Source organism: Psychrobacter aestuarii (assembly GCF_904846035.1).
In the GTDB taxonomy this organism is placed as follows: domain Bacteria; phylum Pseudomonadota; class Gammaproteobacteria; order Pseudomonadales; family Moraxellaceae; genus Psychrobacter; species Psychrobacter aestuarii.
In genome coordinates this window covers 2048036-2074941 of the sequence record NZ_CAJGYT010000001.1, presented here as the reverse complement: position 1 = coordinate 2074941, position 26906 = coordinate 2048036, and the positions used below count along the sequence as shown (strand labels likewise).

Sequence of the window (26906 nt, the reverse complement as noted above, 5' to 3'; positions counted from 1 at the left end):
AATGTAATATTACGTAAGTGTTGCGATACATCGTGTATATCCCTGTACTTCTCTTTAAACGATTGCGTCAGTAGAGCGTAAATAGTCGATTGGTGAGCTTACATTGTCATCAAATGTTACAATTTCAAAATTATTTTCATCAGACAAAATCTCACGCACGAGTAAGTTGTTCAAAGCGTGACCAGATTTATAAGCATTAAAGCGACCTAAGATAGGATAACCGATTAAATACAAGTCACCGAGCGCGTCTAAGATTTTGTGACGAACAAATTCATCCATGAAACGCAGTCCATCTACGTTCAGAACCTGCATGTCATCGATGACAATGGCATTGTCCATACTGCCACCACGCGCCAGATTGTTTTGGCGCATCAGCTCAATGTCTTTTAAAAAGCCAAAGGTACGGGCAGCGCTCAGCTCTTCGATAAAGTTGTGCGTTGAGAAATGAAATTGCGCGTGCTGTTGGTCTTTATCAAACGCAGGATGATCAAAATCAATCTCAAAGTTCAGCTCAAAGCCGTCATAAGGACGCAGCTCTGCCCACTTGTCACCCAAATGCACGCGCACGGGACGCAAGATTCTTAAAAACTTCTTGGGCTGCTCTTGTTCGCAAATGCCCGCATCGAGCAAAATATTGACAAAAGGTGCAGCGCTGCCATCCATAATCGGAATCTCGGCGGCTGAAACACGTACCAATAAATTATCAATACCAAGACCTGCGACGGCACTGAGTAAGTGCTCAACGGTACCGATACGCACATCGTCTAATACCAGATTAGACGACATCAACGTGTCTTGTACCAAAAAGGCATCGGCGGGTACTGGCGCGGTGCCAATAATGTCCGAACGCTCAAAAATGATACCTGTGTCTGTCGGCTGCGGGTAAAACGCAAGATCAACCGGTTCGCCACTGTGCAAACCAATACCCGTAACGGCAATCGCTGTTTGAATAGTACGTTGATTCATGGCGGCGCTCTCACATAATTTGTTACAATTAACCTAGTGTACCATTAGCACACCCCTATCCGCTATAGTCAAAAAACGCAATTTTTTCTATCGTGTTGATTGATATTGCTTATCAGCCTACAAAAGTCATGCACGTTTATGCCCCCATATTGCTCGCCATGTCAGACGCTATATGGGTTTCGTAGGGCGAATCTATATGGGTAGGTCTATAAAATAAAAAAAGACCAACGCCAAAGCGTCGGTCTTTTTTTGTATGACTGGTCGGTCTATTTGTTTTGCTGACGCTTCAAATAGTCCTGAATGCTGTTGGTTTTGGTCTGTGGTTGCTCTTGGTTGGTACTTGGGCGAACCGTGTTTTCTTGATACAGCTGCGTTTGTTGACGCTTTTGGCTGTTTAGCGCACTGGTGTGTACGTTAGGATCTACCGACTGCGTGCTGTTCGCTGACGGTACGGCTTGCGGTGCAACTGGCTCAGGCTCGATGTCTTCATTTAGCGTCAGACCCGTTGCAATAACGGTCACGTGCAAGTCATCACCCATCTGCTCATCAATCACTGAACCGTAGAAGATGTGTGCGTCATCGATATCGGTGATGTCGTCCACGATTTCACTGATTTTGCTGAACTCATCCAATGATAGTGACTCAGACGAGATAACGTTGACCAACAGACCTTTGGCGTTTTCAAGACGTAGATCGTCAAGTAGCGGCGAGCGGATGGCTTTTTCGGTCGCTTGACGCGCACGGTCGTCGCCACTCGCACGACCAATACCCATCATCGCATGACCTTTAGCAGTCATTGCGGTGCGGACATCGTTAAAGTCGATGTTAATCATACCTTCGCTGGCGATGGTCTCAGCGATGCCTTGTACGGCGTGCAACAGTACGTCATCTGCCTTTTTGAACGCATCCTTCATTGAGATGTTGCCGTACACGCTCATCAGCTTGTCGTTTGGAATGGTGATGATAGAGTCTACGAAGTTAGACAACTGATCGATACCCGCTTGCGCTGCTTTAACGCGCTTGCCGCCTTCAAAGCGAAATGGCGTGGTGACCACAGCGACGGTTAGGATTTCCATCTCTTTGGCAATACGCGCAACCACAGGTGCCGCGCCTGTACCTGTACCGCCGCCCATACCCGCAGTGATAAAGACCATATCAGAGTTTTTTAGCAAACCGCGGATGGCTTCTTCTTCACTCTCAGCGGCTTCACGACCCACTTCAGGATTGGCACCAGCACCAAGACCACGGTTGGTCTTCGCGCCCAGCTGCAATTTGTGCGGGGTAGACAGACGGTCAAGGGCTTGCTTGTCGGTATTGGCACATACGAATGTCACACCTTTGATACCTTGCTGTACCATATGTTCTACCGCATTACCACCGCCACCACCAACACCAAATACGGTAAAGTGCGCTTGACCGTTACTTGGGTTTTGGTTGTCATCTGACATGTTGTACTTTAGCATAAAAAAGATTCTCCAGTTACATAGCAAAATGAGAAGCCTGTGACCAAGCGCTCATTTTATGGGCTATCGACTTACTAACGATATATATAAGGGGTGTCAATAAAATTTGGCGCAGCTGAGCTTATATCCGTGGTTCATAGCGGTTGATTATAGTATCTTTTTGAGCACATTACCAAAGCTCTGACGCATCCCTTTAAACAAACTCAATGAGTTTGAATTGGCAATGGCTTCAGGCTCACTTTGCTCGCTGTTACGGAACTGCTCGCTTTGACTGTACAAAAGCGCCCCAAATGCCGTCTGATACTCACGGTTATGAATGCTGGTGTTAAGCACTTTGAAAATGTCTTCATCGTCCGTCTGGTCATCAGCAGTAATGTGCGGATGCGTGTTGGTCAACACCACAGGCATTTTCAGCAATTTTTTGGCAAACGGTACCATGCCTTTGATACTGCTGCCGCCGCCTGTCAGTACCATACCACGGTCGATATAGCCCAACAAATCCGCTTCGTGCAGCTGACGCACCACTTCGGTAAAGATATGGATGTAACGCGCTTCAATAATCTGCGCCAAACTGTACATATGAATGTTCAGCGCCTCACTGGTGCCTTGCGGCTTAAACTTAAAAAAGTAGCCTGGGTCGATGCTGTTGATATCGACAGTGCCATGCAGTTTTTTGAGCTTCTCCGCTTCTATCATCGAGATGCCAATGTCCGCTGAGATGTCCATCGTCACTTCGTGGCTGCCGCTTGGGATACAGCGGGTAAAGATAAGCTTGTTTTCTTTATACACACAAATGCTGGTGGTACTGGCACCAATATCGACCAAGCACACGCCTTGCTGACGCTCTTCTAGCATCAGGCTGTATTCGGCGCTGGTCACCGCATCGAACACCACATGGTCGATGCCAACATCGCAGCTTTGTAGCAGCTTTTGGATGTTTTGGCGCGTGCTGACAGGTATCATCATCATGTGATACATGACGGTAATCTCGTCGGCGACGATTTCGATCGCATTATCGACCATATGGTCATGGTCGTTGATATAGATGCCTTGCTGACAGCAGTGCATGAGGTAGTAATTTGAAGGCAGGTCGGCTTTTTTAGCAGCGCTTAGGGCATTGACCATGTCTTGAGCATGGACGCTGTCCTCTTCAATCAATACGCTGCCTGCACTGTTGGTGCTGACCAAATCGGGGGTCGCAAGGGTCAGCCATACGCTGTGTACACGGCAGTTGGCCATGTCTTCGGCGTCTTGAATGGCTTGCTTGATGGCGCTTTGTAAGCGCTCGCGATGCTTGATTTGTCCCTGATAAAAGTCGCTGTTTTTAACGTGTCCTGTCCCGATAATACGAATGTCTTTTGCAGACACAACATGACCGATAACCACATGGACGGCGGTGGCACTTAGATGAACAACAACCAGATTTTCAGTATTTTTCATGGTAACAAATAAATTATCGCTGAATAAAAAGCCCAAAGACCTTTATTAAATCATTAAAAACATACGTTACAAAGCCATGGCCTACATACGAAGGGTATGTATTGTATTTTTTTGTACGACTCCCTGTGGGTACGCCTATCTCCCACCGTACGGCTACAGACACTTTAGGATGCTGCGTTGCTGTGCCATGCTATCGCAAAACCGTTTTTGTAGCGCAAATCTACCGATTGAATCTCAGCACGGCGGTCTTTGAGCTGATGGTTCAGCGCGTCACGCAGCGCAATCAGCTTTTGTGCGGTGCTCTCATTGTCCACAATAACGCGCAAACCCGTATCAAAACGCACCACCCACGTCATGCGCGGGGTCAAAATGATATCTGCCACGTGCATATTCAGTGGCTCATACCATTCATTGACTTGCTGCATCTGCTGCATAATCACCGGCCCTTTATCCGACTCGCCTTGCAAGGTAGCGTAGCTGTCATTGGTCAGCTCTCGACCATCGGCAGGAACAAATACAGCGCCTTTTGCATCAATCAAACGCTCGGTACCAAAATGGGCAACTGCCTTTTTGGGCAAAGCGGTAATCACGATGCCTTGCTGCCAATCACGGCTGACACTGACCTCATCGACCCAAGACAGTCTTAACGCCACATCACGCAGCGCCTGCAAGTCGGTATTAAAGAAGCTGCCCACTTGCTGATGGCTGACGGTTTGCTTTAATGACTGGTATTGGGCAGTATTTAGTGTAGAGGCGTCGATATATACATCGGCAGGCGGCGCTTCTTGCAGACGCTTGGTGCCCATAAATACAATCAATAATAAAAGCAGCACAAGAGCACTGATAAAAACATACTTGATGGTATGTCCTGAAAGCGCTTGCGGCATTTTATATTTGCGGGGTGTCGACCTCATCAAGTCAGTTACCTCGTTGACAGTTTGAGTCATGTTACTAAAAACCCCTTTCCTCGACGCTACTTAGGGTGATGATTTTGTACGACAAGTGTCGGTATTACCATCTGACCGCAATGTAGCAGTGCATCATCCATAAGCCTTGATTTGCTTTGATTTTTTGACCATTCATCAGTATGGGTCAACGCCCAAGCAATAGTGCCATAGCAAAATTATTCTTGCAATATTAACGTATTTTGGTAACAAACAATAGCTCAAGCTTTGTATCAAGAGATTACATTACATAAGTTTACATGGAAAACAGACGCTGGCGTCATGCTATCGCGCACAATCTGGCATCTGTTTGACCAGTTATCTGCCATTTGATGCGTCAACATCCAGTCCACACGCCTATTATCCGTAAACCTATGCAACCCTCACCCGATGAACAGACAAACTTTATGCCACCGTTTGCGCCAAAATGTGCCAGCATAAACTGTCAAAGTCCATGCCGCGCGCCTTGGCTGCCATCGGTACAAGGCTGTGACTGGTCATGCCTGGTACGGTATTAATCTCTAACAACCAAAAGTTGCCATTGTGGTCTTGCATGGCATCGATACGCCCCCAGCCTTTGGCATCAACGGCGCGAAAGGCAGCAAGGCTGAGCGCTTGCAAATGCTGCTCTTCACTCTCGCTCAGTCCGCAGGGGATATAGTAGCTGGTGTCGTTGCGCTTATATTTGGCTTCAAAATCATAGAAGTTGGTAATGTCCGCAGGCTCAAGGCGAATGACAGGATAGGCTTCATCATCGATGATAACGATGGTAAATTCGCGCCCTGTAATCCAGCGCTCTGCCATCACCACATCTCCGCACGCAGCGGCGGTTTCGTAAGCAAGGGGCAGCTCATCCAAGTGATTGACCTTGGTCATGCCGATGCTCGAGCCTTCATGTACAGGCTTGACGATAAGCGGCAGCCCTAGGGTATTGACCACTTGCTGCCAGTCGGTCTGCGCCGTCAGTAGCGAAAAGGGCGCGGTTGATAAGCCGCAGCCTTGCCACAACTGCTTGGTACGTACTTTGTCCATACCCAGCGCGGACGCCAAGACGCCTGAGCCTGTTTGCGGAATGTCGAGCCACTGCAGTACCCCTTGGAGCAAGCCATCTTCGCCACCGCGACCGTGCAGCACATTGAACACGCGGTCATAACTGCTAAGCTCAGTGATATCTTGCTCTTTTGGGTCAAAATGTACCGCATCGACGCCGCGATTTTGTAACGCTTTTAGCACCGCAGCACCGCTGTTCAAGGACACATCGCGCTCATTGCTGTTGCCGCCGCACACCACCGCCACACGACCAAATGCTTTGGCGTCGGTGATGTGACTGGCAGGCGCGGTCTGTGCCGCGTTGTCTGTGCTATCAAGGCTTTGCGTCGAAGAAGATTGGCTCATAATAAACATCCAAAATAATGACAAAAGATAAAATTAAATAAACTTGGCAAACAACGCTATTTTAAGTACAAGTCATTTGCAGCCAGCTCAAGCGCGATATGACCGACATTGCCCGCGCCTTGCGTAATCAACAAATCGCCGCCTTGTAACAGGCGCTGCATGGCAGGCGCGATATTGTCTTTATCAATGATGGTCGGCTCGACATTGCCGCGCAAACGAATGCTGCGTGCTAAGGCTTTGGTGTCCGCACCAACGATAGGCGCTTCGCCCGCTGAGTAAACATCAAGCATCAACAGCTCATCGACTGTGGACAACACCTCAACAAAATCATCAAAACAGTCGCGCGTACGGCTGTAGCGGTGCGGCTGGAATAACATGACCAAACGGCGGTCAGGAAAGCTTTGGCGCGCCGCTTTGATGGTGGCGTCCACTTCTTTTGGATGATGACCGTAGTCGTCAATCAGTAGCACATCGCCTTCTTGATGCGCAACGCACGCTTGCTGCTCAAAGCGGCGACCCACGCCTGCAAATTTTTGCAATGCACGCTTAATCGCTTCATCATCCACGCCTTCATCGGTCGCCATGGTGATGGCGGCAAGCGCGTTATAGACGTTATGAATGCCTGGAATGTTCAAGGTCAGTGGCAATGGGTCGCGGTCACGGCGCAGTACGGTAAAGTGCGTCTTAGTACCATCGCTGACCACATCAACCGCCTGTACGTCGTTATAAGACTCCAAGCCAAAGGTCAATACAGGGCGTGAGATGTCATCAATCATCGCATACAACTCAGGGTCATCACCGCAAACGACTGCGAGACCATAAAACGGCATGTTTTGCAAAAACTGAATGTAGGCGGCTTTTAATTTGTCAAAGCTGTTTTCATAGGTTTCCATATGGTCTTGGTCGATGTTGGTCACAATCGCGGCCATCGGATGCAATGACAAAAACGACGCGTCTGACTCATCGGCTTCAGCCACCAAAAAACGGCTGCTGCCAAGCGCAGCATTTTTACCCGACGCATTCAGCTTACCGCCAATCACGTACGTGGGATCCAAGCCGCCTTCTGCCAGCATGGTGGTCAATAAGCTGGTGGTGGTGGTCTTACCATGCGCACCCGCCACAGCAATACCGTGACGATAGCGCATCAACTCACCAAGCATGTCCGCACGGCGCACGACTGGCAGACGCGCTTTTAGGGCGGCGGTCACTTCAGGGTTGCTGCGGTCAATGGCAGATGACACCACAATCACATCGGCATTGGCGATGTTTTTGGAGTCGTGACCGATAAAAATCTCAATACCGATGCTCGCTAGACGCTGGGTAACTGCACTCTCCGCAATGTCTGAGCCGCTCACGTGATAGCCTTGGTTACACATCACCTCAGCGATACCGCACATGCCAGAGCCACCGATACCGACAAAATGTAGGTGTTCGATGCGGCGCATCTCGGGTATCTCAATCAGGCGTTTTGGAAAATCAGATTGCTGGGCGTTATCGCGTAGCTCGGTGGGTGACATAGTAAATTCTCTATAATGGGTAAAATAAGTACAAATCAGAACGGCTGGGCGCTCGGCTTATCACATCGACAGCTGCTGCCAAAGAATATCGGCAACCTGCATGCTGGCGTTGCGGTTGGCTAAGGCGTGACCCTTTTGCGCCATCTCAAGGCAGCGACTGCGGTCAAGCTGCGTTAAGGTGTCGCTTAAACGCGCTGCCGTCAGCGTCGCTTGCGGCATCAATATCGCGGCATCATGCTCGGTCAAGGTGCGCGCATTGGCGGTTTGGTGGTCGTCTACCGCGTGTGGTAACGGCACAAAAATCGCCGCGATACCGACATTTTGGATTTCGGTGACGGTCAATGCGCCAGCGCGGCACACCACCACATCCGCCCAATTGTACGCCTCCGCCATATCACGGATAAAGGGCTGCACCGTAACGTCGTGTTGCGCAATATCGACCGATGAATACGCCGCTTGTGTTGCTGCTTCATTATTACGACCGCACTGATGTCTGACCGCCACAGGCTGCGTCATGTTGGCAAGCGCTTTTGGCAGGGTATCGTTGAGCACCTGCGCGCCCAGCGAGCCGCCGACCACTAGGATACGCAGCGGGCTGGTATCGTGCACATCATAGCGCGCAGCTGGCGCGGCAACGCCTGTAATGTTCTGACGCACAGGATTACCAACTGTGGCGAGCTTGGACTGTAAAGACGGCTGGCGAAAGGTATGCTCAAAGGCTTGCAAGACGCGGGTCGCCATTTTTGCCAGATAGCGGTTGCTCATCCCTGCAATGGCATTTTGCTCATGGATAATCAGCGGCGTGCCCGTTACGCGCGCAGCAATACCGCCAGGCGCACTGACATAGCCGCCAAACCCGACCACCATATCAATATGATTGCTACGAATGACCTTAATCGCTGCCATCGTGGCAGACAATAACGTCGTCGGTAGCTTAAGCACGCGCCCGACCCCTTTTCCGCGCAGCCCTTGCATGTTGATGGCATGAAACGGATAGCCTGTCGGCTGAACCAAGTCATTCTCCATACCACTAGGCGTGCCAAGCCAATGCACGACAGCGCCCCGCTCAGTCAATACTTCAGCGACTGCCAAGGCGGGGAACACGTGTCCGCCAGTGCCTGCAGCCATCATTAATATGTGCGGTGTTTTCATAAGCGCATGCCTGTATTGTCTTGTCGTGGTAAAAACGCGTGCTTTTATTCAAGCAAAACGTACCACATACCGTCCTAAAAAAAGCGTGCCTAGTATAGAGCAAAGCCTGTGCAGATACACCGTATTTTATACGCAGATAGCGGCTTTATTTTTGCGCTGTCTGTGAGGGCATCTCTACCCGCTGCTCTGTGCTGACACGCGGTACTGCTGTGTAAAAAATCGGCTTAAAACCGTGACTCAATCGCCTGTATCAGTTGGGTCGCAATGTCCGTACCGCACTGAGCGTCAATCTCGCGCACACAGGTCGGACTGGTGACATTAATCTCGGTGATGCGTCCGCCAATCAAGTCCAAACCGACGAACATCAAGCCCTTTTCTTTGACAATCGGGGCGACCACTTCAGCGACCTTACGCTCGGCATCATTAATCGGCATCGCCACGCCGCGCCCACCTGCGGCAAGATTGCCACGCGTCTCGCCATCGCTTGGAATACGCGCGAGGCAATACTCAACCACGTCGCCATCAACGATTAACACGCGCTTATCGCCTTCTTTAATCTCAGGCAAATAGCGCTGCGCCATAATCGGCAAAGTCTCAAGCTCGGTGAGCATCTCAAGGGTCGCGCCGATGTTGTGATTGTCCGCTTGCAGGCGGAAAATACCTGTACCGCCCATACCATCCAGCGGCTTTACGATGACGTCTTGATGTTCTTGAATAAACTTACGAATGTGCGCCTGACGGCTGGTGACGATGGTCGGGCTCATGTGCTCGCTAAACCAAGTGGCAAACAGCTTTTCGTTGCAATCACGGATGGCACTTGGGTCATTGACCACCAGCACCCCTGCCGCCTTAGCATGGTCTAATAAGTACGTCGCGTAAATAAAACGCATATCAAATGGCGGGTCTTTACGCATCAACACCACATCAAAGCTGGTGATGGCTTCGGTCTTTTGCGCCGCTAACTCATAAAAATTATCAGGATTGCGCGCCACACTGACTGCCTGCGCGTCTACCATCAATTGTCCTTTGTCCAGCCATAAATCATGAATCTGACAATAGCTGAGCGTGTGCCCACGGTCCTGCGCCGCCCACATCATAGCAAGGGTGGTGTCTTTTTTATAATTGACCCGCTCAATCGGGTCCATCACGACCAAAATATGTAATGATGCGGTGGTAGCTGCTTGAGTCATAAGGCGCTCACTTGGTTAATAGACAAATAGGCACTGCCCCTCGCTGTATCACAACAGACACGCCCGTTGTGATACAGCGCCAAAGGCAGACGGACAAACACAGACAAAAAACCTAAAAATTATACGCCATACTGGTTACGGTAATGCTGCATTTTTGCAAGCTGGGTGGCGTCTTGATAAGGGCTGTCATCAGCTTCAAGATAGCCGATGATGTCATCCATATCGACGAGCGCTTGTACGGGGACATTAAGGGTCGCGGCAAGCTCTTGAATGGCAGAGTGTTCGGCTTGACCTTTTTCTTTACGGTCGAGCGCCACCAAAATACCCGCAACGCTCGCGCCTGCGTTCGATAAAATATCGACCACTTCGCGCATTGCGGTGCCTGCGGTGATGACGTCATCCAGAATCCAGACCGCACGACCTGACACATCCGCGCCGACCAGATTGCCACCCTCGCCGTGGGTTTTGACTTCTTTACGGTTGTAGCCCCATTTGGCATTGATGCCGTGATTGAGCCATAGCGCCTGCGCGGTCGCGGCGACAAACGGAATGCCTTTATATGCCGCACCAAAGATGACCAGCTCGTCTTGGTTATCATCTTTCATTTGTGCTGCCAACGCATCGGCGTAACCGTTTGCCAATACCGACAGCATCTCACCCGTCGCAAGCAAGCCTGCATTAAAAAAATAAGGGCTGATGCGTCCTGACTTTAAAACAAACTCACCAAATTTTAGTACCTGATTGTCCAGTGCCAGCTCAATAAATTGATGGGCTGAAAAAGCGTCGCTATGCATAAGGCATTCCTTAGAATAAAAACAGTCAAAAGGTCTAACAACAAATGAGGCGTTATTGTACGCATTATTATTTAACTTGACCAACCATTGATGTGATAGTCCTGTATATTGGCATAACGCGCCAGCAAGCTACAGCGCGACGAGAGGTTAAAGTAACACGTGCCATCACGCTGAACCTGAATGTCAAAGCCCAAATGATGCGCCGCGACAATGATGTGCCCTGTAAAAATAGGCATCTGCCGATACGCATCACGCTGCGCGGGAGTCAGGATAGTTTGGCTCAGCAAATAGCTGCGCACATACTGGCAAATGTCGTCCGCGCTGTAGCTGTGGTTGATGCTTTGGCGTTTGGGGCAGGATTTGATTACATGTATTGCCACGCTACAGGCCATGATGTCCGTGGCAAGGCTGCCTGCGCCTGTCTCAAAGTCTTGCGGCTGCAAGATGACTTGCCAATCATCCGCATAGTCGCTGCGCATCAGCTCATCAGGGTCGTAGCGGCGCACCAATGCGCGTAGGCTCGCTGCATTTTTTGCAGAAGTGGTGTCACTTTTTTTGTCGGTCGCGCTCATGCCGTAACGGGTCAACTGCGGATAAACGCGCAAGGCTTTTTGGATATCCGCCATATCAAGCAGCGGCATATCGGTCAATAATGGCAACAGCGGATAGCTGCTGTGATTGTGATAAAAGCTCTCAGGCAAATCTATCAGCCCGCCTGCCTGCAAAAACGCCAAGTGCTCGGCAAAAGGCTGTGACGCCATCAGTTGCCACTTGGACAGTTGCGCATCGTTCGGGGTATGCAGGGAACAGCGCTGACCGTATAGGCGGCGCAGCTGCTGATTCATCCGCCGCGCAGGCTCAGGGATGTCATTTAATGGACGGGCAGGATTGATGGGCGTTTGCGCCGGGTCAAAGTTCGGATGCATCCGTGCTGGTCGCCCTGCATGCGTATGGCTGCTGGCAGCATGCTCCCTATCTGGTGTTGACGCAGACGCATCATGGTGTGGCTCATGTGGCTGAGTCATCATCTCTCCGTTACTGTTGGGCTTATCGTACTAAACACTTATGGCGCTAAGGCGCGATACTGTCGCTATCAGGCTGCGCGGCTAAAATATGGCGATACCCCGCTTGCCAATCAGGATACGTAAGCCACGTCAATGGAATATTGCTGTGCAGTCGCTTACCCGTTACTGCCACGCTGTCATTGACGCTCGGCTCTGCTTCCCCAAGCGCTGCACACAGCCACGTCATCAAGGTCTGGGTGGTCACTGGCGCATAATCGGTGGCGATATACAAAGGCTCAGGCGTATCCAAGGTCAAGACATTGACAATAATCTGCACCAAGTCGCTGTCCATAATGCGATTGCTCCAGTGCTCAGCATCCACACTCACTGCGCCTTTTTGGGCTTGGCGCAGGCGCATAAGACGCGTCGTGCCATAGATTCCGCTTGGGCGAATGATGCTAAGACGCGCCGCAAACGCCGACTGCAGTGCCTGCTCCGCCTGATAAATCACTTTTGAGGCAGCACGCGCGGGCGTGGTCGGTACGGTGTCTTTGTCTATCCACTCGCCGCCGTCTTGACCGTATACGCCTGTTGAGGAGATAAACACCACGCGCTGCAAGGTGGTCAACTGCGCGGCGAGCGTGGCAAAATGCTCAGCAATCGCAAGATAGCTGTCTTGATAACCCGATTCTGAATACGCATCAGGCGTGACAATAATAGCGATATGACTAAACGGTGCAAGCTGCTCGGCGGTCAATGTGCGCGCATCGTGCTGTATAAAGTCCGCATTCGCTGCCAAATCGTACGCACTACGCGCGCGCCGTGCCAGCCCTGTCACAGGATGACCATCTGCTGCCAGTTGGTTGGTCACATCAAGACCAATCGCGCCTTGTCCGATGATGAGCCAGTGCTCTTTGGTCATAGCCTTACCTTTTGTTGTGTCTGTATGCGGTTGTCTTTGCTATTTTGGCGATTGTCTTTTTAAAGAAAAGACAGCCTTAAAAATAACGGCGGTAGGCGACTTGTACCTCATCGCCTTTTTCGATGCGCTCTTGCCATTCGTGATTGGCTTCTAGGCGGATGGCGCTTTGTTTATCGATATCGTACTGCAATCCCAGCATAGTAATCGGCTGCCAATAATGCCCGCGATAGCCCGCCACGTCACTGTTGCCATGATACCAATATGGCAACTGCAATTGGGCTTGTGCGCGTAACCGATTGTTAATCTGGTAGTCGCAGCCCAGATTGACGCCCGCGCCGACGCGGTAGCCTTTGCTGATACCGCGACCAACCTGCCCCGTCGCAGACGCTAAGCCATAGCACAGCTGCGGCGGCATCTCGCCTGTGCCTGCACGCGGCGTGCCCAGTGCCCACGACACCCCGCGCTCATAGCCGAGGCTACCGACCAGATGGTCGCGTCCCTCAGGGTCAGCACCATCATTGACGCGCGTTGCCTGTATGGCAGCGCCCCAGCTGCTGCCAGCGTGACTGGTGTTTAAAGGGTTAAAGGAGCGCCCGCGAATCAAGGTCGCCTGTTGTAACTCAACACGGTCATTGTCTCTATCGGTGTCTGTTTCATTAAAACGCACGCGCGCCTCAAGCCCGCCCAAGTCAAAAAACTGCGGAAAGCCTGACGCACTATCCAAGCGGTCGTGATAGCCTGCGCGGATACCCACCTCGGTATAACGGTCACCGCCCGCCTGCCCCACGCCAATACTCGCCATCTGTAGCGGGTGGCGGGTCAAGGGGTTGTTGTCTGAGGCGACCAATGTATCATCGGGCAATAGCGTCTGAATGTCGCTGGCATCAATGGCACTGGCAAGCGCGTCTTTGTCTAGCATCTCACCATCTGCGGCGGCTTTATTGCGCAGTGCTTGGCGGCGGGTCGCGGCGGATGGGGTGTAGCTTTGACCGTCAATCAACTGATAGTCTTGCAATAAGGTAATGACCTCAGCGGGCACGACGGCATACGGCAGCTGCTGGAGCAAAGCATTCTGAGGGCGCACCACGTCAATAAGGCGCAATATCTCAGAGGCGCAGTTGTCGGTGGTGAAGTAATACGGCAGCGCTAAGTCTTTGGTTTCCCACACGTGGTACATGATCTGCTCGACCTCAGCAGGCGTCAATGCCAAATCATACGTCCACACATCGCGCTCATCCTCATTGACATACTTCGTCAATCTTTCAGGATATGGGTCAATCTCAATAATATTGTCATAAATGCCTGAGATGGATTTGATGGCATAAATGACAAAGTTGTCTGCCGCGTCGCCATCGACCGTGTCGTTGAGCGAATAGGCATGGCGAATGCGCGCTTCAGGGCTGCCTGTGGTTTGCGAGTCAATACGCAACAAGGTATGGGCAAAGGCGGACATCGGATTGTCCAGATACTCTTCAGCGAACATCACCGACAGCTGTTTTGCCGACAATGTGTCCATCCAATTGTCCAGATTTTGGCAATCCACAGACGTATAAATATCGCCCAGTCCCAGCTGAGCACTCAGCCAGCGTGCACGCGCAGGAAAACGGCACAGCGCATCATCGTCAGGCAAGGTGATTGGCGTGCGTGCCTTATCGGCACGGGCTTGATGCGTGGTGATGGCGAGCAATAGCGCGTCCATTTCCGCCGCGGGGTCATGCTGCCCGTTTTTGGTCAAATAAAAGCTGCGGTCGGTAACGGCGCTGCTTTTTGCCCTTTTAGGGGTGATGCCGCCTTTGTCCACAAAATACAGCAAGCGCCGCCATGTGGTATGTTCATACAAGCGCTGTGCTTCAATCTGTGCGCGCAGTGCTGTCAATTGGGCGGTATCATCAGCGGTCTGAGCGTGTTCGCTAACACTGCTGTCATTAACTCTTTGGGTAATGGCAGCGTCGCTTGTGAGCGCAGCATCTGGCGCTATAGGCGGCGTTGTGCTGGCAGCATGAACGCTGATTATCGGCAAGCTGCTGAGCGCCGCGATAACGGGTAAGGGTCGGTAGACTGACAAGCAGCGTTTGGCAAAGCGTGTGGTCGGGCGCATGGCATCATCCTTAGGGCTTGCCTGAACTTAATCCCTAGAATCGTGGGTATGAAGCTGAGGCACCGCGCGTTTTGTAGCAGACAACAAACAAAGCAACTGTACGAATGCAAATCATTTGCGCTACAATCCGCAGTCTGCTGTCTATCGTTGAGGTTTTCATGTCACATTCTGTGTCTAACGCGGCGCTGTCCCATCGCACTATGACTGTCTGCAAAGGGCGCTTGTCTGCGGCGACATGGCTGGTCTCACCCAACCAAAATACGCGTCCCGACACGTGCGCGATTGACACCATTGTCATTCATAATATCAGCTTGCCACCCAATGAATTTGCTCAATGTGACGCATCAGGTCAGCATTATGTCAAAGCCTTATTCACCAATCGCTTAGACTGGGACGCGCATCCGTATTTTCAGACCATCAAAGGCGCTGAGGTGTCCGCGCATCTCTTTATTGAGCGCGACGGCAGCATCACCCAGTTTGTGAATTTTGAGGCGCGGGCGTGGCATGCGGGCAAGTCCAGCTATTTGGGTCGCCCTGATTGCAATGATTATAGCATCGGTATCGAGCTTGAAGGGTCAGATTTTATTGCCTTTACCGACGCGCAGTATGAGGCATTGGCGCAGTGTATCGCCGCCATTCATCACGCGTATCCTAAGACACGCCAGCACTTGACGGGTCATAGCGATATTGCCCCCAATCGCAAGACCGACCCTGGCGAGTATTTTGACTGGGCGCGGATACGCGCGCGTATCTCTCAGCTGATGCAGTCTGGCGCGCTGTAATGTTTTGATAAGAAAAGCCTGCTGACCGTCCATCCGTGCAATTTCATGAGCGTTCCATTTATCACACGGCTGAAAATGCTATAATCCGTGCGTTTTTTCCTCCACTCATATCATCAGTCTTGATGAGCTGCCCGATACAAGCGCAGCTCATAGCCGCTGGTGTTTGCAAATTAGCACAATAGGTTCTCATGGCAAAAAGTCGATTGTTTCGTTCCACGATGGTGGTCAGCAGCATGACCATGTTGTCACGTATTTTAGGTTTGGTGCGTGATGTGGTGCTTCTTAGTGTGTTTGGGGCAGGCGGGCTGATGGATGCCTTTTTGGTGGCATTTAAAATCCCCAACTTTTTGCGGCGGCTGTTTGCCGAGGGCGCGTTCAGTCAAGCCTTCGTGCCTGTGTTGTCCGAATACAAAGAAAAATATACCCTGCAAGAGGTACAGATTTTAATCAGTCGCACCTCAGGCGCTTTGCTGCTTATCCTATCTATGCTGACCGTGGTGGTGATACTGATTGCCCCATGGGTCGTCACCTTGTTTGCGCCAGGCTTTGCCGACCAGCCTGACAAATTTGAGATTACCGCAGAGCTGCTGCGCTTGACCTTTCCGTATTTGTTATTCATCTCGATGACGGCGTTTGCCAGCGGTATTTTACAAAGCTACGGGCGCTTTGCCGCACCTGCCTTTGCGCCTGTGCTAATGAACCTGTGTATGATTGGCGCAGCATTGATTTTTGCGCCGATGTTTGACACGCCGATTATGTCGCTCGGTTACGCCGTTGCCCTCTCAGGTCTGCTCCAGCTGTTACTACAGCTGCCGCAAATGTGGCAACAAAAGCTCTTGGTCGCCCCCAAGATTGACTTTAAACATGAAGGCGTCAAGCGTATTTTAAAACTGATGCTGCCCGCCATCTTTGGCGTGTCGGTCACGCAGATTAACCTATTGTTAAATACCGTGTTCGCCTCGCTCATGATTGGCGGCTCGGTATCGTGGCTGTATGCGGCTGAGCGTATGAGTGAGCTGCCGCTTGGCTTGATTGGCGTGGCGATTGGTACGGTGATTTTGCCCAGCCTGTCGGCAAGTGAAGCCAAACAAGACGATGTGACCTTTAAAAAGACCATCGACTGGGCGGCGCGTCTGATTGTCTTGGTCGGCATGCCAGCCGCTGCTGCACTGTTTATCTTGTCAGACACCTTGATGCAGGCGCTGTTTTTGCGCGGTGAATTCACTTTACGTGACGCCGACATGAGCGCTCTTGCCTTGCAAAGCATGGCGGGTGGTATTTTGGGCTTTATGTTGATTAAAATCTTTGCGCCCGCCTTTTTTGCCCGTCAAGACACACGCACCCCTGTTAAAATCGGCATCATCTCCGTGTTTGCCAATATGATTTTTAGTGTCCTGTTTATCGGTATTTTTTATATCTTGGACAAGCCCTTGCATGGCGGCTTGGCGCTTGCCACCACGGGCGCATCGTTTGTGAATGCAGGCTTGTTGTATTACTTCTTGCACCAGCGCGGTATTTTCCGCTTTGGTTCGCACTGGAAAAAACTGTTCACCCAGTTTGTTGTCTCCACCTTGGCCATGGTCGGCGCGCTGTACGTGGCGATTCCTTATTTTCCGACCCATGCCTCGCAGTGGGAGCGCGTGGGCGCATTGATACTGCTGTGCGTTTTGGGTGCGGTGGTATACGGCGGCGTGCTGCTCGCCTCAGGTTTTCGCCCGCGTCAGCTCAAGCACGGCTAGGCGCTTTACCAAACGCATACGGGCATTCGCAATAGTTGCACTGCCCAAGTGCCGTATCCTTGGCATAATTGTCCTCATTCGTATTTTTGATTGAGGACTTTTTTATGCCCATGTTATCGAAACGCTTGTCTGCCCTAATGCTCGGTACGGTCATCAGCACCCTAATGATGAGCGGCTGCAGCAATGCCAGTGATAAAGAAGTCGAGACCACCGAAGGTCCTGATATGGCTGTGACTGAAAATGCAGACATGAATGCTGAGTCGGAAGCACCCGCCGAGCAAACCTCAGCTGCAGACACTACCGAGACGGACAGTACTCTCTCTGACGTGATGGTCGATGCAGGAGACAACGCCTCTGCCAGCAGTCAATCGAGCATCGTGACCAACACCACAAGCGCAGGCACGCCTGAAGATACCGTCAAAAAAGCACTGAACGCCACCTACTATGGCAACGTGGAAGACGCGGTTGACTATTACAAGGTGGACATGGCTGACTTTAAACAGCAGCTGGCTGACACGCAAATGGCGTTCCAAAAGACGGTCGACAGCATCACCTTGACCGACACCAAATACAATGAGGACAAAACCAAAGCTACCGTCAATGGCGAGCTGATGCTCAAAGGTCAAGACAAACCAACCCCCGCTACCTACGAGCTACAAAAAGTCGATGGCGCGTGGAAAATCTTGGGCTAAAGCTTTTATGAGCCGCTTATGCTGATGGCTGCATTATGTCAGTGAAAACAGACCGCCCAAGCATGACGACATCCGCATAAAAGCCATCCATGTCGCACACGCTGGGCATATGCCCCCATTGGCAAAAGCCCAATTTATTAAACAGCTTGATGCTGGGCGTGTTGTGCGCAAAAATCAGCGCCACCACATGATGAATGCCAAGGCTTGGCGCTTGCTGTAGCATCCAGTCGACCAAGGCTGCGCCTAAGCCGCGTTTTTGCGCGTCTTCATGGATATAGACGCTAATCTCGCTGCTGATATGATAGGCTGGGCGGGCGTATAAATCACTAAAGCTGCCCCACGCGACAATTTTTCCTGCCTCATTGCAAAGCACATAAATGGGACGTTTGGGATTGTCATAGTGCGCGTCAAACCATGCTTGACGCTGCGCCACCGTCACGGGTAACAAGTCAGCGGTGGCGCGTTTGCTCGCGATGTTTTGATTATAGATGGCGGTAATGGCGGGCAAGTCATCAGGGCGCGCCAAACGCACGTCATGGTCCAACAGACGCTCAAGGACGGTGGTAAAAGGGCTGGTCGATGAAAAATCAGATGCGGTCATACGAAATTTGCCATAGCTGGGTGCGGGTGGTGTGAGCTTGCCCATTTTACTTTATAATAACGCACAATAAACCCTCTTCTTTGATTAAAGCCGCCCCTATTGCGGTGCTTTGGTCCCATCATAGCTGCACATTTATGAATACCTATTTTTTAGAGCAACTGATTACGCCCTCTCATTCACACCAGCTGCCGCCATGCGTGTTGACGATTGGCAACTTTGATGGGGTGCATCTGGGACACCAAGCGATGCTGGCGCAAGTCAAAGCACAAGCAGAGGCGATGCAGCTGACCTCAGCGGTAATGATATTTGAGCCGCAGCCGCGTGAGTTTTTCGCGCCTGAGCGCGCCCCTGCTCGCCTGACCAATTTGGCAGAAAAACAAGCCTTGCTCGCAGAATGTGGTGTGGAGACGCTTATCGTGGCAGGGTTTGATGCGGAGTTTCGCGCATTAAGCGCCAAAGCTTTTGCCGATATTTTGGTACAGCCATTAAACGTGCGTGCTTTGGTACTCGGCGATGACTTTCGCTTTGGACACGACCGCACAGGCGATAGCCAGTTTTTGCGCGATTATGGCTTACAAGTCACCAACCTTGAGACCGTCACCGACAGCGGACAGACACCAGAGCGCATAAGCTCAACACGGGTGCGCGAGCTGCTCTTGGCAGGCGATATTGATGCCGCAGGCGACCTGCTCGGACGTGATTACAGCATGCGCGGGACGGTGGTCGGTGGCGACAAGATTGGTCGCACGCTAAATTTCCCTACGGCCAATATTGAGCTTGCACGTATCAAACCTGCGTTACACGGGATTTTTGCGGTGGACGTGGTGCGCTTGGATGAGGACGGTCATGTGATGCCAGACGGCTTTGCCCCACTAGCAAAAGCGGAGCAAGTGGGTCTGACAGGATTGCGTGCGCACAGCCTCTTCGGCACCGCCAATATCGGCACGCGCCCGTCGGTCAATAATGAAAAAGAATGGCGTCTTGAAGTGCATTTTCCCAAATTGAATGCTGACCTCTATGGCGCGCATTTGGACGTGCGCTTTTTACACTTTTTGCACGGTGAAAAGCACTATGCAGGATTGGACGCACTAAAAGCAGGTATTCAAGACGACGTTGAGGCGCTGCTGGCATGGCGCAACGCCGCGCTTGCCAGCCGCACGGATTAAGCGATTTTATTGCAGGCATAAAAAATCCACCATCAATACCAAATATTGCTGGTGGATTTTTTTACTAACCGCAATACGGTTAATCGCGCCTTACGCGTCGGGGTGCATACGGACGTTTAATTCATCAATCGTCTGTGCCCATACCGCATCTTGGCGCCACTCTTCTTGTAGAAACATACGCTGTTTGTCGCTCCAAATATGGGCGTCAACGAGCTTTTCCTCTTTTGCTAATTGGTTGTTAGCGATAAAGCTTTCAATCGCGTCATCCGAGCTGTCCAGTCCCAACTGGGCAAACAAATCATTCATGCTGTATTCTGGTTCACCTAACATCGTACACTCCTTGGTCACTTGTTGTCATCGTTGTCTTTATGATGAGCACATACCTGCGCTCAATTTTTATTTAATAGATAGTGATTTTAATTATGACTATAAACTGTTTGCCAGTGTAGCAAGTTTTTACCAAAGAACCGTTATCGGTTGTTAGTGATTGTGTGAAGTGGCGTGCCCGTCACAAGTTATTAATACAAAAAAAGCCCTTTATAAAAAGGGCTTTTTGTCAATCGAGCAAAAACGCTTATGGCAGCAAGTGCGCTACTGCGTCACGTTCTTCTGTCAGCTCTTGCTCAGTGGCAGCCATTTTCTCTTTTGAGAAGTCTGATGACACGTCTACGCCATCAACGATTTGCCAATCGCCATTGCTGCACGTGCATGGGAATGAGTAAATCAAACCTTCAGCGATGCCGTATTCACCATTTGAGTACACGCCCATAGAGACCCAATCGTTCTCATCAGTGCCGAGCGCCCATGTACGCATGTGGGCAATGGCAGCATTGGCAGCAGAAGCGGCAGATGACGCGCCACGTGCTTTGATGATTGCCGCGCCGCGTTGCTGTACGCTTGGAATGTAGGTGTTTTCGTACCAGTCGCGCTCAATCAAATCAAGCGCAGGTTTACCGTTGACGGTGCAAGCGGTTAGGTCTGGATACTGGGTTGATGAGTGGTTGCCCCAGATGGTCATGTGCTTGACGTCATTGACAGTGCTGTCTGTTTGCTCAGCAAGCTGGGCAATCGCACGGTTGTGGTCAAGGCGCGTCATGGCAGTAAAGTTGCGTGGGTCTAGATCAGGTGCATTACGCTGCGCGATGAGCGCGTTGGTGTTGGCAGGGTTGCCCACGACCAATACTTTAACGTCACGGCTTGCCACGTCATTTAATGCTTTGCCTTGTGCTGAGAAAATCGCAGCATTGGCTTCAAGCAAATCTTTACGCTCCATGCCAGGACCACGAGGACGTGCGCCTACCAATAGCGCGTAGTCTGCGTCTTTAAAAGCAACGCTTGCGTCGTCAGTTTGTACCACACCTGCCAGTAATGGGAATGCACAGTCTTCGAGTTCCATGACCACCCCTTTTAGGGCGTCAAGTGCTGGCGTGATTTCTAACAGCTGTAGGATAACGGGCTGGTCTTTGCCTAGCATCTCACCTGATGCGATACGAAATAACATGGCATAGCTGATATTACCAGCGGCTCCTGTCACGGCAACACGTAAAGGCTGTTTCATACAATACTCCCTCGTTTTGTTATTAGATAATACAAGTTATTGACTTATACAAGCTTATCATTTGTGGTCTTATACAAGCTTATCATTTGTGGTGTGGTTGTCTTGTTTGTGCAGGCACAAACCGAGGGTTAGTGTAGCACTTCATTTCACAAGCCGTCTAGGGACAATCAAATATCGCGCGCGGGCAATGCGGGCAATATTGTTACATTTTATACCCTATATACAGGGGTGGACGCGCCGTTTGTGCGTCATGTCAGCGACAGCAAGCAAGGCGATTACTTGCCGCCTGAGATGATAAAGTTGTTGCCGCAGTTATCGACCACGGTGCGACATTGACCAAAACCGCCGCCTTCATAGCAGACGCGCACTTGGGTCAAGATAGATTGGCGACGGTTGCCGTCTTTACAGATGAGGTCCAAACTGCTCGCACGCATACCAGGATTGAGGCGCAGCATCTGATTGACAAAGCTGGTCTTGGTGACAGTATAGCTGTTGCCTGTGTTCAGCTCGCGCGGCAGCTCAAGCTCGCTTGCCATATTGACGATTTGGCGAAAATAACTGCTGCTGCTATAGGGGCTACATGCGCCGTAGCGCTGCCATGCTTGGGTACGTACGGTATTGTCAGGCATGATACGGTTGACGACTTTGAGCTGTAGCGGCGTCAGGCGCGGCTCACTGCGGTTGTTACAGCTGCTGCCGTAGCCCAAATCCAGCCCTGAGACGGTCAATGAGTAGCCTTCTAAACATTGACGCATACGCGAGCGAGAGCTTTGCATACTGCACAGCGCTGGCGTCATTTCAATCATCAAGACGCTAGGACTGCTCGGCGCTGCGTGTGCAGGTGCGGACAAGGGCAGTAATGCAAAAAGGAGGGGGGCGGCGCAGGCGGTCGAGGACCATAAAGGGATCGGGCTTAGAATACGTGCAGGTAGTATTTTTGACAGCAGTACTGGCGGCGTCACAGACGTTGCTGGCTTGGATGCCATGGTATCTGGCGGTGGCATGGGAGTTTTCATCATAATCAATAAGACATCTAGCAATTATCAAACAGGCGACTATCAAGGGTCAGCGGCAATATGCCCTATACCCAAGGCAATGCTGCCTTAGGTACACCATAAAAAACTGGCCACAGTACACCAAGCTTTTCATCTTAACCACATCTGTGGACGCAAACTAAGATAATGGTAGCAAATCACGTGGCTTTATCTATAGCAGGAACGTAACTTTTGTTCTTCTGCTTTCGGACGGCACGTGGGCTATAGGGACTGCCCTTTCGCTGCCGCCCAACAAACTTATAGCATAAGCGCTATCAATAACCAGCGGGTATGACCCCCATACGCTGGCTGATAGGCAAATTGCGTCCAAGCAAGTGACTGTAGATTGTGGCATTTTCCATGACGTGCTTCACATAGTTGCGCGTCTCAGGATAGGCAATGGTCTCGACATACTGGTCAGCGGCAAGCGAGCCATAATCTGGCTGCCAGCGTTTGGCTTTGTTTGGTCCTGCGTTATAGCCTGCGGTCGCAAGGACAGGCTGATAGTTGAGCTTGCCCAAAATGTCACTCATATACCATGTGCCGTAGCGGATGTTGGTATCGCCACTATTGGCGCGGCTGGCGCTATAAGACTCGCCTAGATTACGGGCAATGTATTTGGCAGTGCCTGGCATAATCTGCATCAAGCCACTTGCGCCGACATTGGAGCGCGCGGAGGTGACAAAGCGGCTCTCTTGACGCATGATGCCGTATGCCCACGCGGGGTCGATGCCCACCGATTCGCTGTAGCGCACGACACTCGACTGGTGCGGCATCGGATGCGACAGCGCATAGCTGTCCACGCGCTCGGTATTGTCGATGGCATAAATGGCGCGGTCGAGCCAGCCAATATCATGGGCTTGACGGGCGGCGGCAATGAGCAGCTGGTCATCATGGTTGTCGCGCGCTGTTTTGACCGCCCAGTTCCATTCGCGGTTGGCATAGGCGCGGCTGGCATCGGCGTTATATAAGGCAAAAGCACGCGCAAAATGCGGGTCTTGTAAGGCGCGGTTGGTGTCTTGGCTACTGACGTTTGGCAAGGCAGTACCACTGCTGGCACTAAAGCGCTGCCCGACTTTGTCTTTGGCGAGCAAGCCATAATAGTCATTGCTCTTTGCCAGATGCTGGTACATACGTGTGGCGGTACTGCGCTTTTTGCTGTCCGAAGACTGCGCGTACGCACGTGCCAGCCAATATTGCCATTGGTTCTCTTTTTGCGTTTCGCTGTCCATCTGAGAGATGGCTTCAATCACATCATCCCAGCGACCAAAACGAATGGCAGCCATGGCGTAATCTTCGGCTTCTTCAAAGTTAAAATCATCATCCAAACTTTGGCGGAACCAATCGACCGCTTGCGCATCAAAACCGTCGTCGGTATTAAAGTTCATGCGCTTGACGCCCAGCATACGATAGCCATAGCGGCGCGTCTCGTCAGAGAGCAGATGCTGGCGGCGCTGATTGTCCGCGCTGATGTCTGATGCCAGTTGAATGCCTGCCTGACGGTAAGAGTCATCAGTGATGCGCCCAAGTGCGTAAAGATACAGATACTGATTGAGCTGGCTATATGGCTGACTTTGCATCTCGTTGATAAAGCGCGCAGGCGAGCGCTGGATATTGCTCAGCATATCGTAGCTGATGGGCGTACCTAGACGTGCCGATAATGCCATGATGTCGCCCGTCTTACCCACACGTAGCATACGCTTGAGGCGTGACTCGCGGTCTTTATTACTGATCAAAGGATTGTCATTCATTTCCATCGCCAGCTGATCACACAGCGCGGGCTGCTTTTGCGTGGTCAGCCATACCCCTGACTTTTCAGACAAAGCGCGCATGGTGTCGCCGCCATGGTTGAACCCTAAAGCCACGGCGCAGCGCTCGCTACTGTCGGCATTGGTGATAAGGTTTGCCACTTGACGCACTGCACCATAGTCGCCCGCAGATGCCTTGTCCTCGGCATAGTCAGCGACCAGCTTTTCTGCCATCACCGAGCCTTTATATTGACGTACAAACTGGCTGATGGTCGCAGGACTCTGCTCAACCAAGCGGTCATTCAAGCGCCAATAGGTCGGATACATGGCAAACAATCCGCCACTCATCAGCTGCTCGTAGTTGTACAGCGAGCCGATATCGCCCTGCCCTGACGCGCGTAGTGCATCTGTAAAATAGTTGATGCTGCTGTCCGTCTGATAGCTCGGATTGTAGCCGCTATAGCTGGCAGGCTCAGCGCACGCCACTTGCATCAGACCCAGCGCGCCCAAGGTGGCCGCCGCGCCAAACAGCTTGACCCCAAGCGTACGCGGTGCATAGGATACAGACGACAGCATGCCCATCTTGCCTCGCCTCTGATAGGGCGCAGCATGCGGGTGAGAAGGAGACGACTGGGCGGCGTTGGTCGGCTTTGCCATAATAACTCTCTATATTGTGTGATTTTCTATATGGTTTGGGGGTGCTTGGTCACAAGCATCATTATCAACGGGGCACGTGGGCCGTTTTTATCGGCTTCTTGACACCATATCGTTTCCACAAAGGACGACTTTTTGGCACAGCCTAACGCGTCCATCATACTACACTCAGCAGCATGCGCCCATGCGACTTACCTTTTGTTAAAAAATAAGACAGCAATCTGTAACACAGCCGTGTTAGTAGCACAGAAGTATTGACCGTCTAACGCTTACAGCGTCGGTCATGGCGCAGCCTTTGTCCCATATACAGCACTTCCTGTGATAAACGCTTGATAGTATTACAAATAGTTTGCAACTTTTCTAGGGCGGCTGCGATGGCAACTTTTCACATTGCATGCAAATTATGTTAAAATACGCCTCCTTTTGACCCTGCCCGCGCCACGTGTTACTAAGCGGCGCACGACCAGCGGTCTTATTTTTGATTTTTATTGGTCATGATGGATAGTCGCTTATGAGTGTTTCTGTATTTAATCCCCGCCTTGATGACAGCGCAGACACCCAATCGAGCGCTGACCATACCCAAGCCGCGCCAAGTGCGGACGCGCCTGTTAAAAAAGTGTTTATCACCACCCAAGGCTGCCAGATGAACGTCTACGACTCGGACAAGATGGTCGATGTCTTGGGCGACTCGCACGGCATGCAGGTGACGCACGACATCAATGAAGCCGACGTGCTGTTGATGAATACCTGCTCTATCCGCGAAAAAGCGCAAGAAAAAGTATTTTCTGAGCTGGGTCGTTGGCGTAAATTGAAAGAAAAACGTCCTGATTTGGTCATCGGTGTGGGCGGCTGCGTGGCGTCACAAGAAGGCGACAATATCCAAAAACGCGCGCCATATGTCGATATGGTGTTTGGTCCACAGACCTTGCACCGCTTACCTGAGCTGTACGACCAATCGCATGAACAGCGCAAAATCGCGCCCAAAGACCGTATCGGTACGGTGGACGTGTCGTTCCCAAGTATTGAAAAGTTTGACTTTTTGCCTGAGCCACGCGTAGAAGGCTACAAGGCATTCGTCTCCATCATGGAAGGCTGCTCAAAGTATTGCTCGTTTTGCGTCGTGCCCTATACGCGCGGCGAAGAGCTGTCGCGTCCACTTGATGACGTGCTTGCTGAGATTGACAACCTTGCCGCCCAAGGCGTGCGCGAGATTAATCTACTCGGTCAAAATGTGAACGGCTATCGCGGTGAAAAAGATGACGGCAGCATTTGCCGCTTTGCTGAGCTATTGCATTATGTGGCGCATATTGACGGCGTTGAGCGCATTCGCTACACCACGAGCCACCCGCTAGAGTTTACCGATGACATCATTGACGCCTATGCCAAGCTGCCGCAGCTGGTATCGCATCTACATTTGCCTGTACAAAGTGGCTCCAACACCATCTTGGCAGCAATGAAGCGCAACCACACCATTGATGTGTATATCAATCAGATTAATAAGTTAAAAGCGATACGTCCTGACATTCACCTATCGAGCGATTTTATTATCGGCTTCCCTGGCGAGACGGATGAGGACTTTAACGACACGCTACAGCTGGCAAAAGATTTGAACTTTGACCACTCATACAGCTTTATTTATTCCAAGCGTCCCGGCACGCCTGCCGCTGAGCTGCCTGATGATGTGAGCTTTGCCACCAAAAAAGAGCGCCTTGCCACCTTCCAAAAAGTCATCGTCGATTCGACCTTGCAAAAAACTCGCGAAATGGTCGGCACCACCACCCGCGTCTTGGTCGAGCAAATCGCCGACCGTCATCCTGACTGCTTGATTGGCACTGCGGACAACACACGTACCGTGATGTTCCCTTACGATATCGATAAGCGTGACGAGCTGCTGGGCAAAATCGTCCAAGTCAAAGTCACCGACTTTGTCAGCCCGCACATGGTCAAAGGCGAGCTGCTGGAAGTTTTGGCATAAGCTGTTTGACTACTTAAACAAAAAAGCCGTTCTGTGAGGAACGGCTTTTTTATTAGGATTAAAAAATGGGCT

Annotated in this window: 22 protein-coding genes; 5 read left to right on the top strand and 17 right to left on the bottom strand. The window is 51.3% G+C overall.

Going from position 1 to position 26906, the window contains the following annotated elements:
* Positions 1–54 precede the first annotated feature (54 nt).
* The 12 genes from lpxC to JMW05_RS08745 all read right to left on the bottom strand — a co-directional run bounded on the left by lpxC (position 55) and on the right by JMW05_RS08745 (position 14885).
* Positions 55–966 carry a UDP-3-O-acyl-N-acetylglucosamine deacetylase gene (gene lpxC, locus JMW05_RS08800; RefSeq protein WP_201504927.1) on the bottom strand — a complete coding sequence of 304 codons (912 nt, stop codon included), beginning with the start codon at positions 964–966 and terminating at the stop codon, positions 55–57.
* A gap of 266 nt (positions 967–1232) precedes the next feature.
* The gene (ftsZ, locus tag JMW05_RS08795) at positions 1233–2429 is read right to left on the bottom strand and encodes a cell division protein FtsZ (RefSeq protein ID WP_201504926.1); all 1197 of its coding nucleotides are present in this window, start codon (positions 2427–2429) and stop codon (positions 1233–1235) included.
* A 147-nt stretch (positions 2430–2576) separates the two neighbouring features.
* Positions 2577–3869 carry a cell division protein FtsA gene (gene ftsA, locus JMW05_RS08790; protein WP_201504925.1) on the bottom strand — a complete coding sequence of 431 codons (1293 nt, stop codon included), beginning with the start codon at positions 3867–3869 and terminating at the stop codon, positions 2577–2579.
* A gap of 164 nt (positions 3870–4033) precedes the next feature.
* On the bottom strand, positions 4034–4675 hold the full coding sequence (locus JMW05_RS08785) for a cell division protein FtsQ/DivIB (protein ID WP_227691489.1): 642 nt from the start codon (positions 4673–4675) through the stop codon (positions 4034–4036).
* A 543-nt stretch (positions 4676–5218) separates the two neighbouring features.
* Complete coding sequence (locus JMW05_RS08780) at positions 5219–6136, bottom strand: D-alanine--D-alanine ligase (protein WP_227691569.1); 918 nt, start codon at positions 6134–6136, stop codon at positions 5219–5221.
* 128 nt (positions 6137–6264) lie between these two features.
* Entirely contained in the window at positions 6265–7725 is a 1461-nt protein-coding gene (murC, locus tag JMW05_RS08775; protein ID WP_201504922.1) for a UDP-N-acetylmuramate--L-alanine ligase, read from the bottom strand.
* A 60-nt stretch (positions 7726–7785) separates the two neighbouring features.
* Complete coding sequence (gene murG, locus JMW05_RS08770) at positions 7786–8877, bottom strand: undecaprenyldiphospho-muramoylpentapeptide beta-N-acetylglucosaminyltransferase (protein WP_201504921.1); 1092 nt, start codon at positions 8875–8877, stop codon at positions 7786–7788.
* 224 nt (positions 8878–9101) lie between these two features.
* Positions 9102–10067 (bottom strand): glutathione synthase, encoded by a 966-nt coding sequence (gene gshB, locus JMW05_RS08765; RefSeq protein ID WP_201504920.1) that lies wholly within the window; start codon positions 10065–10067, stop codon positions 9102–9104.
* Between the two features lie 119 nt (positions 10068–10186).
* A complete protein-coding gene (gene pyrE / locus JMW05_RS08760; RefSeq protein ID WP_201504919.1) occupies positions 10187–10861 on the bottom strand; it encodes an orotate phosphoribosyltransferase in 675 nt (224 codons plus the stop codon).
* Between the two features lie 71 nt (positions 10862–10932).
* Positions 10933–11886, bottom strand: a complete 954-nt coding sequence (locus JMW05_RS08755) for a hypothetical protein (RefSeq protein ID WP_201504918.1) — start codon at positions 11884–11886, stop codon at positions 10933–10935.
* Positions 11887–11932: 46 nt separating this feature from the next.
* The gene (locus JMW05_RS08750) at positions 11933–12787 is read right to left on the bottom strand and encodes an SDR family oxidoreductase (RefSeq protein ID WP_201504917.1); all 855 of its coding nucleotides are present in this window, start codon (positions 12785–12787) and stop codon (positions 11933–11935) included.
* A 76-nt stretch (positions 12788–12863) separates the two neighbouring features.
* The gene (locus JMW05_RS08745) at positions 12864–14885 is read right to left on the bottom strand and encodes an Lnb N-terminal periplasmic domain-containing protein (protein ID WP_201504916.1); all 2022 of its coding nucleotides are present in this window, start codon (positions 14883–14885) and stop codon (positions 12864–12866) included.
* A 158-nt stretch (positions 14886–15043) separates the two neighbouring features.
* Between JMW05_RS08745 and ampD the strand changes: the two genes are divergently transcribed.
* The 3 genes from ampD (at position 15044) to JMW05_RS08730 (ending at position 18098) form a co-directional block, all read left to right on the top strand.
* Positions 15044–15667: a 1,6-anhydro-N-acetylmuramyl-L-alanine amidase AmpD gene (gene ampD / locus JMW05_RS08740; protein ID WP_201504915.1), complete on the top strand. Its 624-nt coding sequence runs from the start codon at positions 15044–15046 to the stop codon at positions 15665–15667.
* A 188-nt stretch (positions 15668–15855) separates the two neighbouring features.
* Entirely contained in the window at positions 15856–17406 is a 1551-nt protein-coding gene (gene murJ / locus JMW05_RS08735) for a murein biosynthesis integral membrane protein MurJ (RefSeq protein WP_201504914.1), read from the top strand.
* A gap of 104 nt (positions 17407–17510) precedes the next feature.
* Positions 17511–18098 (top strand): nuclear transport factor 2 family protein, encoded by a 588-nt coding sequence (locus tag JMW05_RS08730; protein ID WP_227691488.1) that lies wholly within the window; start codon positions 17511–17513, stop codon positions 18096–18098.
* A gap of 16 nt (positions 18099–18114) precedes the next feature.
* Here the strand turns inward: JMW05_RS08730 and JMW05_RS08725 are convergent, their stop codons facing one another.
* Complete coding sequence (locus JMW05_RS08725) at positions 18115–18699, bottom strand: GNAT family N-acetyltransferase (RefSeq protein WP_201504913.1); 585 nt, start codon at positions 18697–18699, stop codon at positions 18115–18117.
* 134 nt (positions 18700–18833) lie between these two features.
* Between JMW05_RS08725 and ribF the strand changes: the two genes are divergently transcribed.
* Positions 18834–19865, top strand: coding sequence for a bifunctional riboflavin kinase/FAD synthetase (gene ribF / locus JMW05_RS08720; protein WP_201504912.1), 1032 nt, complete (start codon positions 18834–18836; stop codon positions 19863–19865).
* A gap of 90 nt (positions 19866–19955) precedes the next feature.
* On the opposite strand, the gene JMW05_RS08715 is transcribed toward ribF, so the two are convergent.
* The 4 genes from JMW05_RS08715 to JMW05_RS08700 all read right to left on the bottom strand — a co-directional run bounded on the left by JMW05_RS08715 (position 19956) and on the right by JMW05_RS08700 (position 24781).
* Positions 19956–20195 (bottom strand): DUF2789 family protein, encoded by a 240-nt coding sequence (locus JMW05_RS08715; RefSeq protein WP_201504911.1) that lies wholly within the window; start codon positions 20193–20195, stop codon positions 19956–19958.
* Between the two features lie 244 nt (positions 20196–20439).
* Positions 20440–21423: a malate dehydrogenase gene (locus tag JMW05_RS08710; RefSeq protein WP_201504910.1), complete on the bottom strand. Its 984-nt coding sequence runs from the start codon at positions 21421–21423 to the stop codon at positions 20440–20442.
* A 275-nt stretch (positions 21424–21698) separates the two neighbouring features.
* Entirely contained in the window at positions 21699–22427 is a 729-nt protein-coding gene (locus tag JMW05_RS08705) for a T2 family ribonuclease (RefSeq protein WP_227691487.1), read from the bottom strand.
* A 305-nt stretch (positions 22428–22732) separates the two neighbouring features.
* Positions 22733–24781 (bottom strand): lytic transglycosylase domain-containing protein, encoded by a 2049-nt coding sequence (locus JMW05_RS08700; protein WP_227691568.1) that lies wholly within the window; start codon positions 24779–24781, stop codon positions 22733–22735.
* Positions 24782–25370: 589 nt separating this feature from the next.
* Here JMW05_RS08700 and miaB point away from each other — a divergent pair.
* Complete coding sequence (miaB, locus tag JMW05_RS08695) at positions 25371–26834, top strand: tRNA (N6-isopentenyl adenosine(37)-C2)-methylthiotransferase MiaB (RefSeq protein WP_201504909.1); 1464 nt, start codon at positions 25371–25373, stop codon at positions 26832–26834.
* Positions 26835–26906 lie beyond the last annotated feature (72 nt).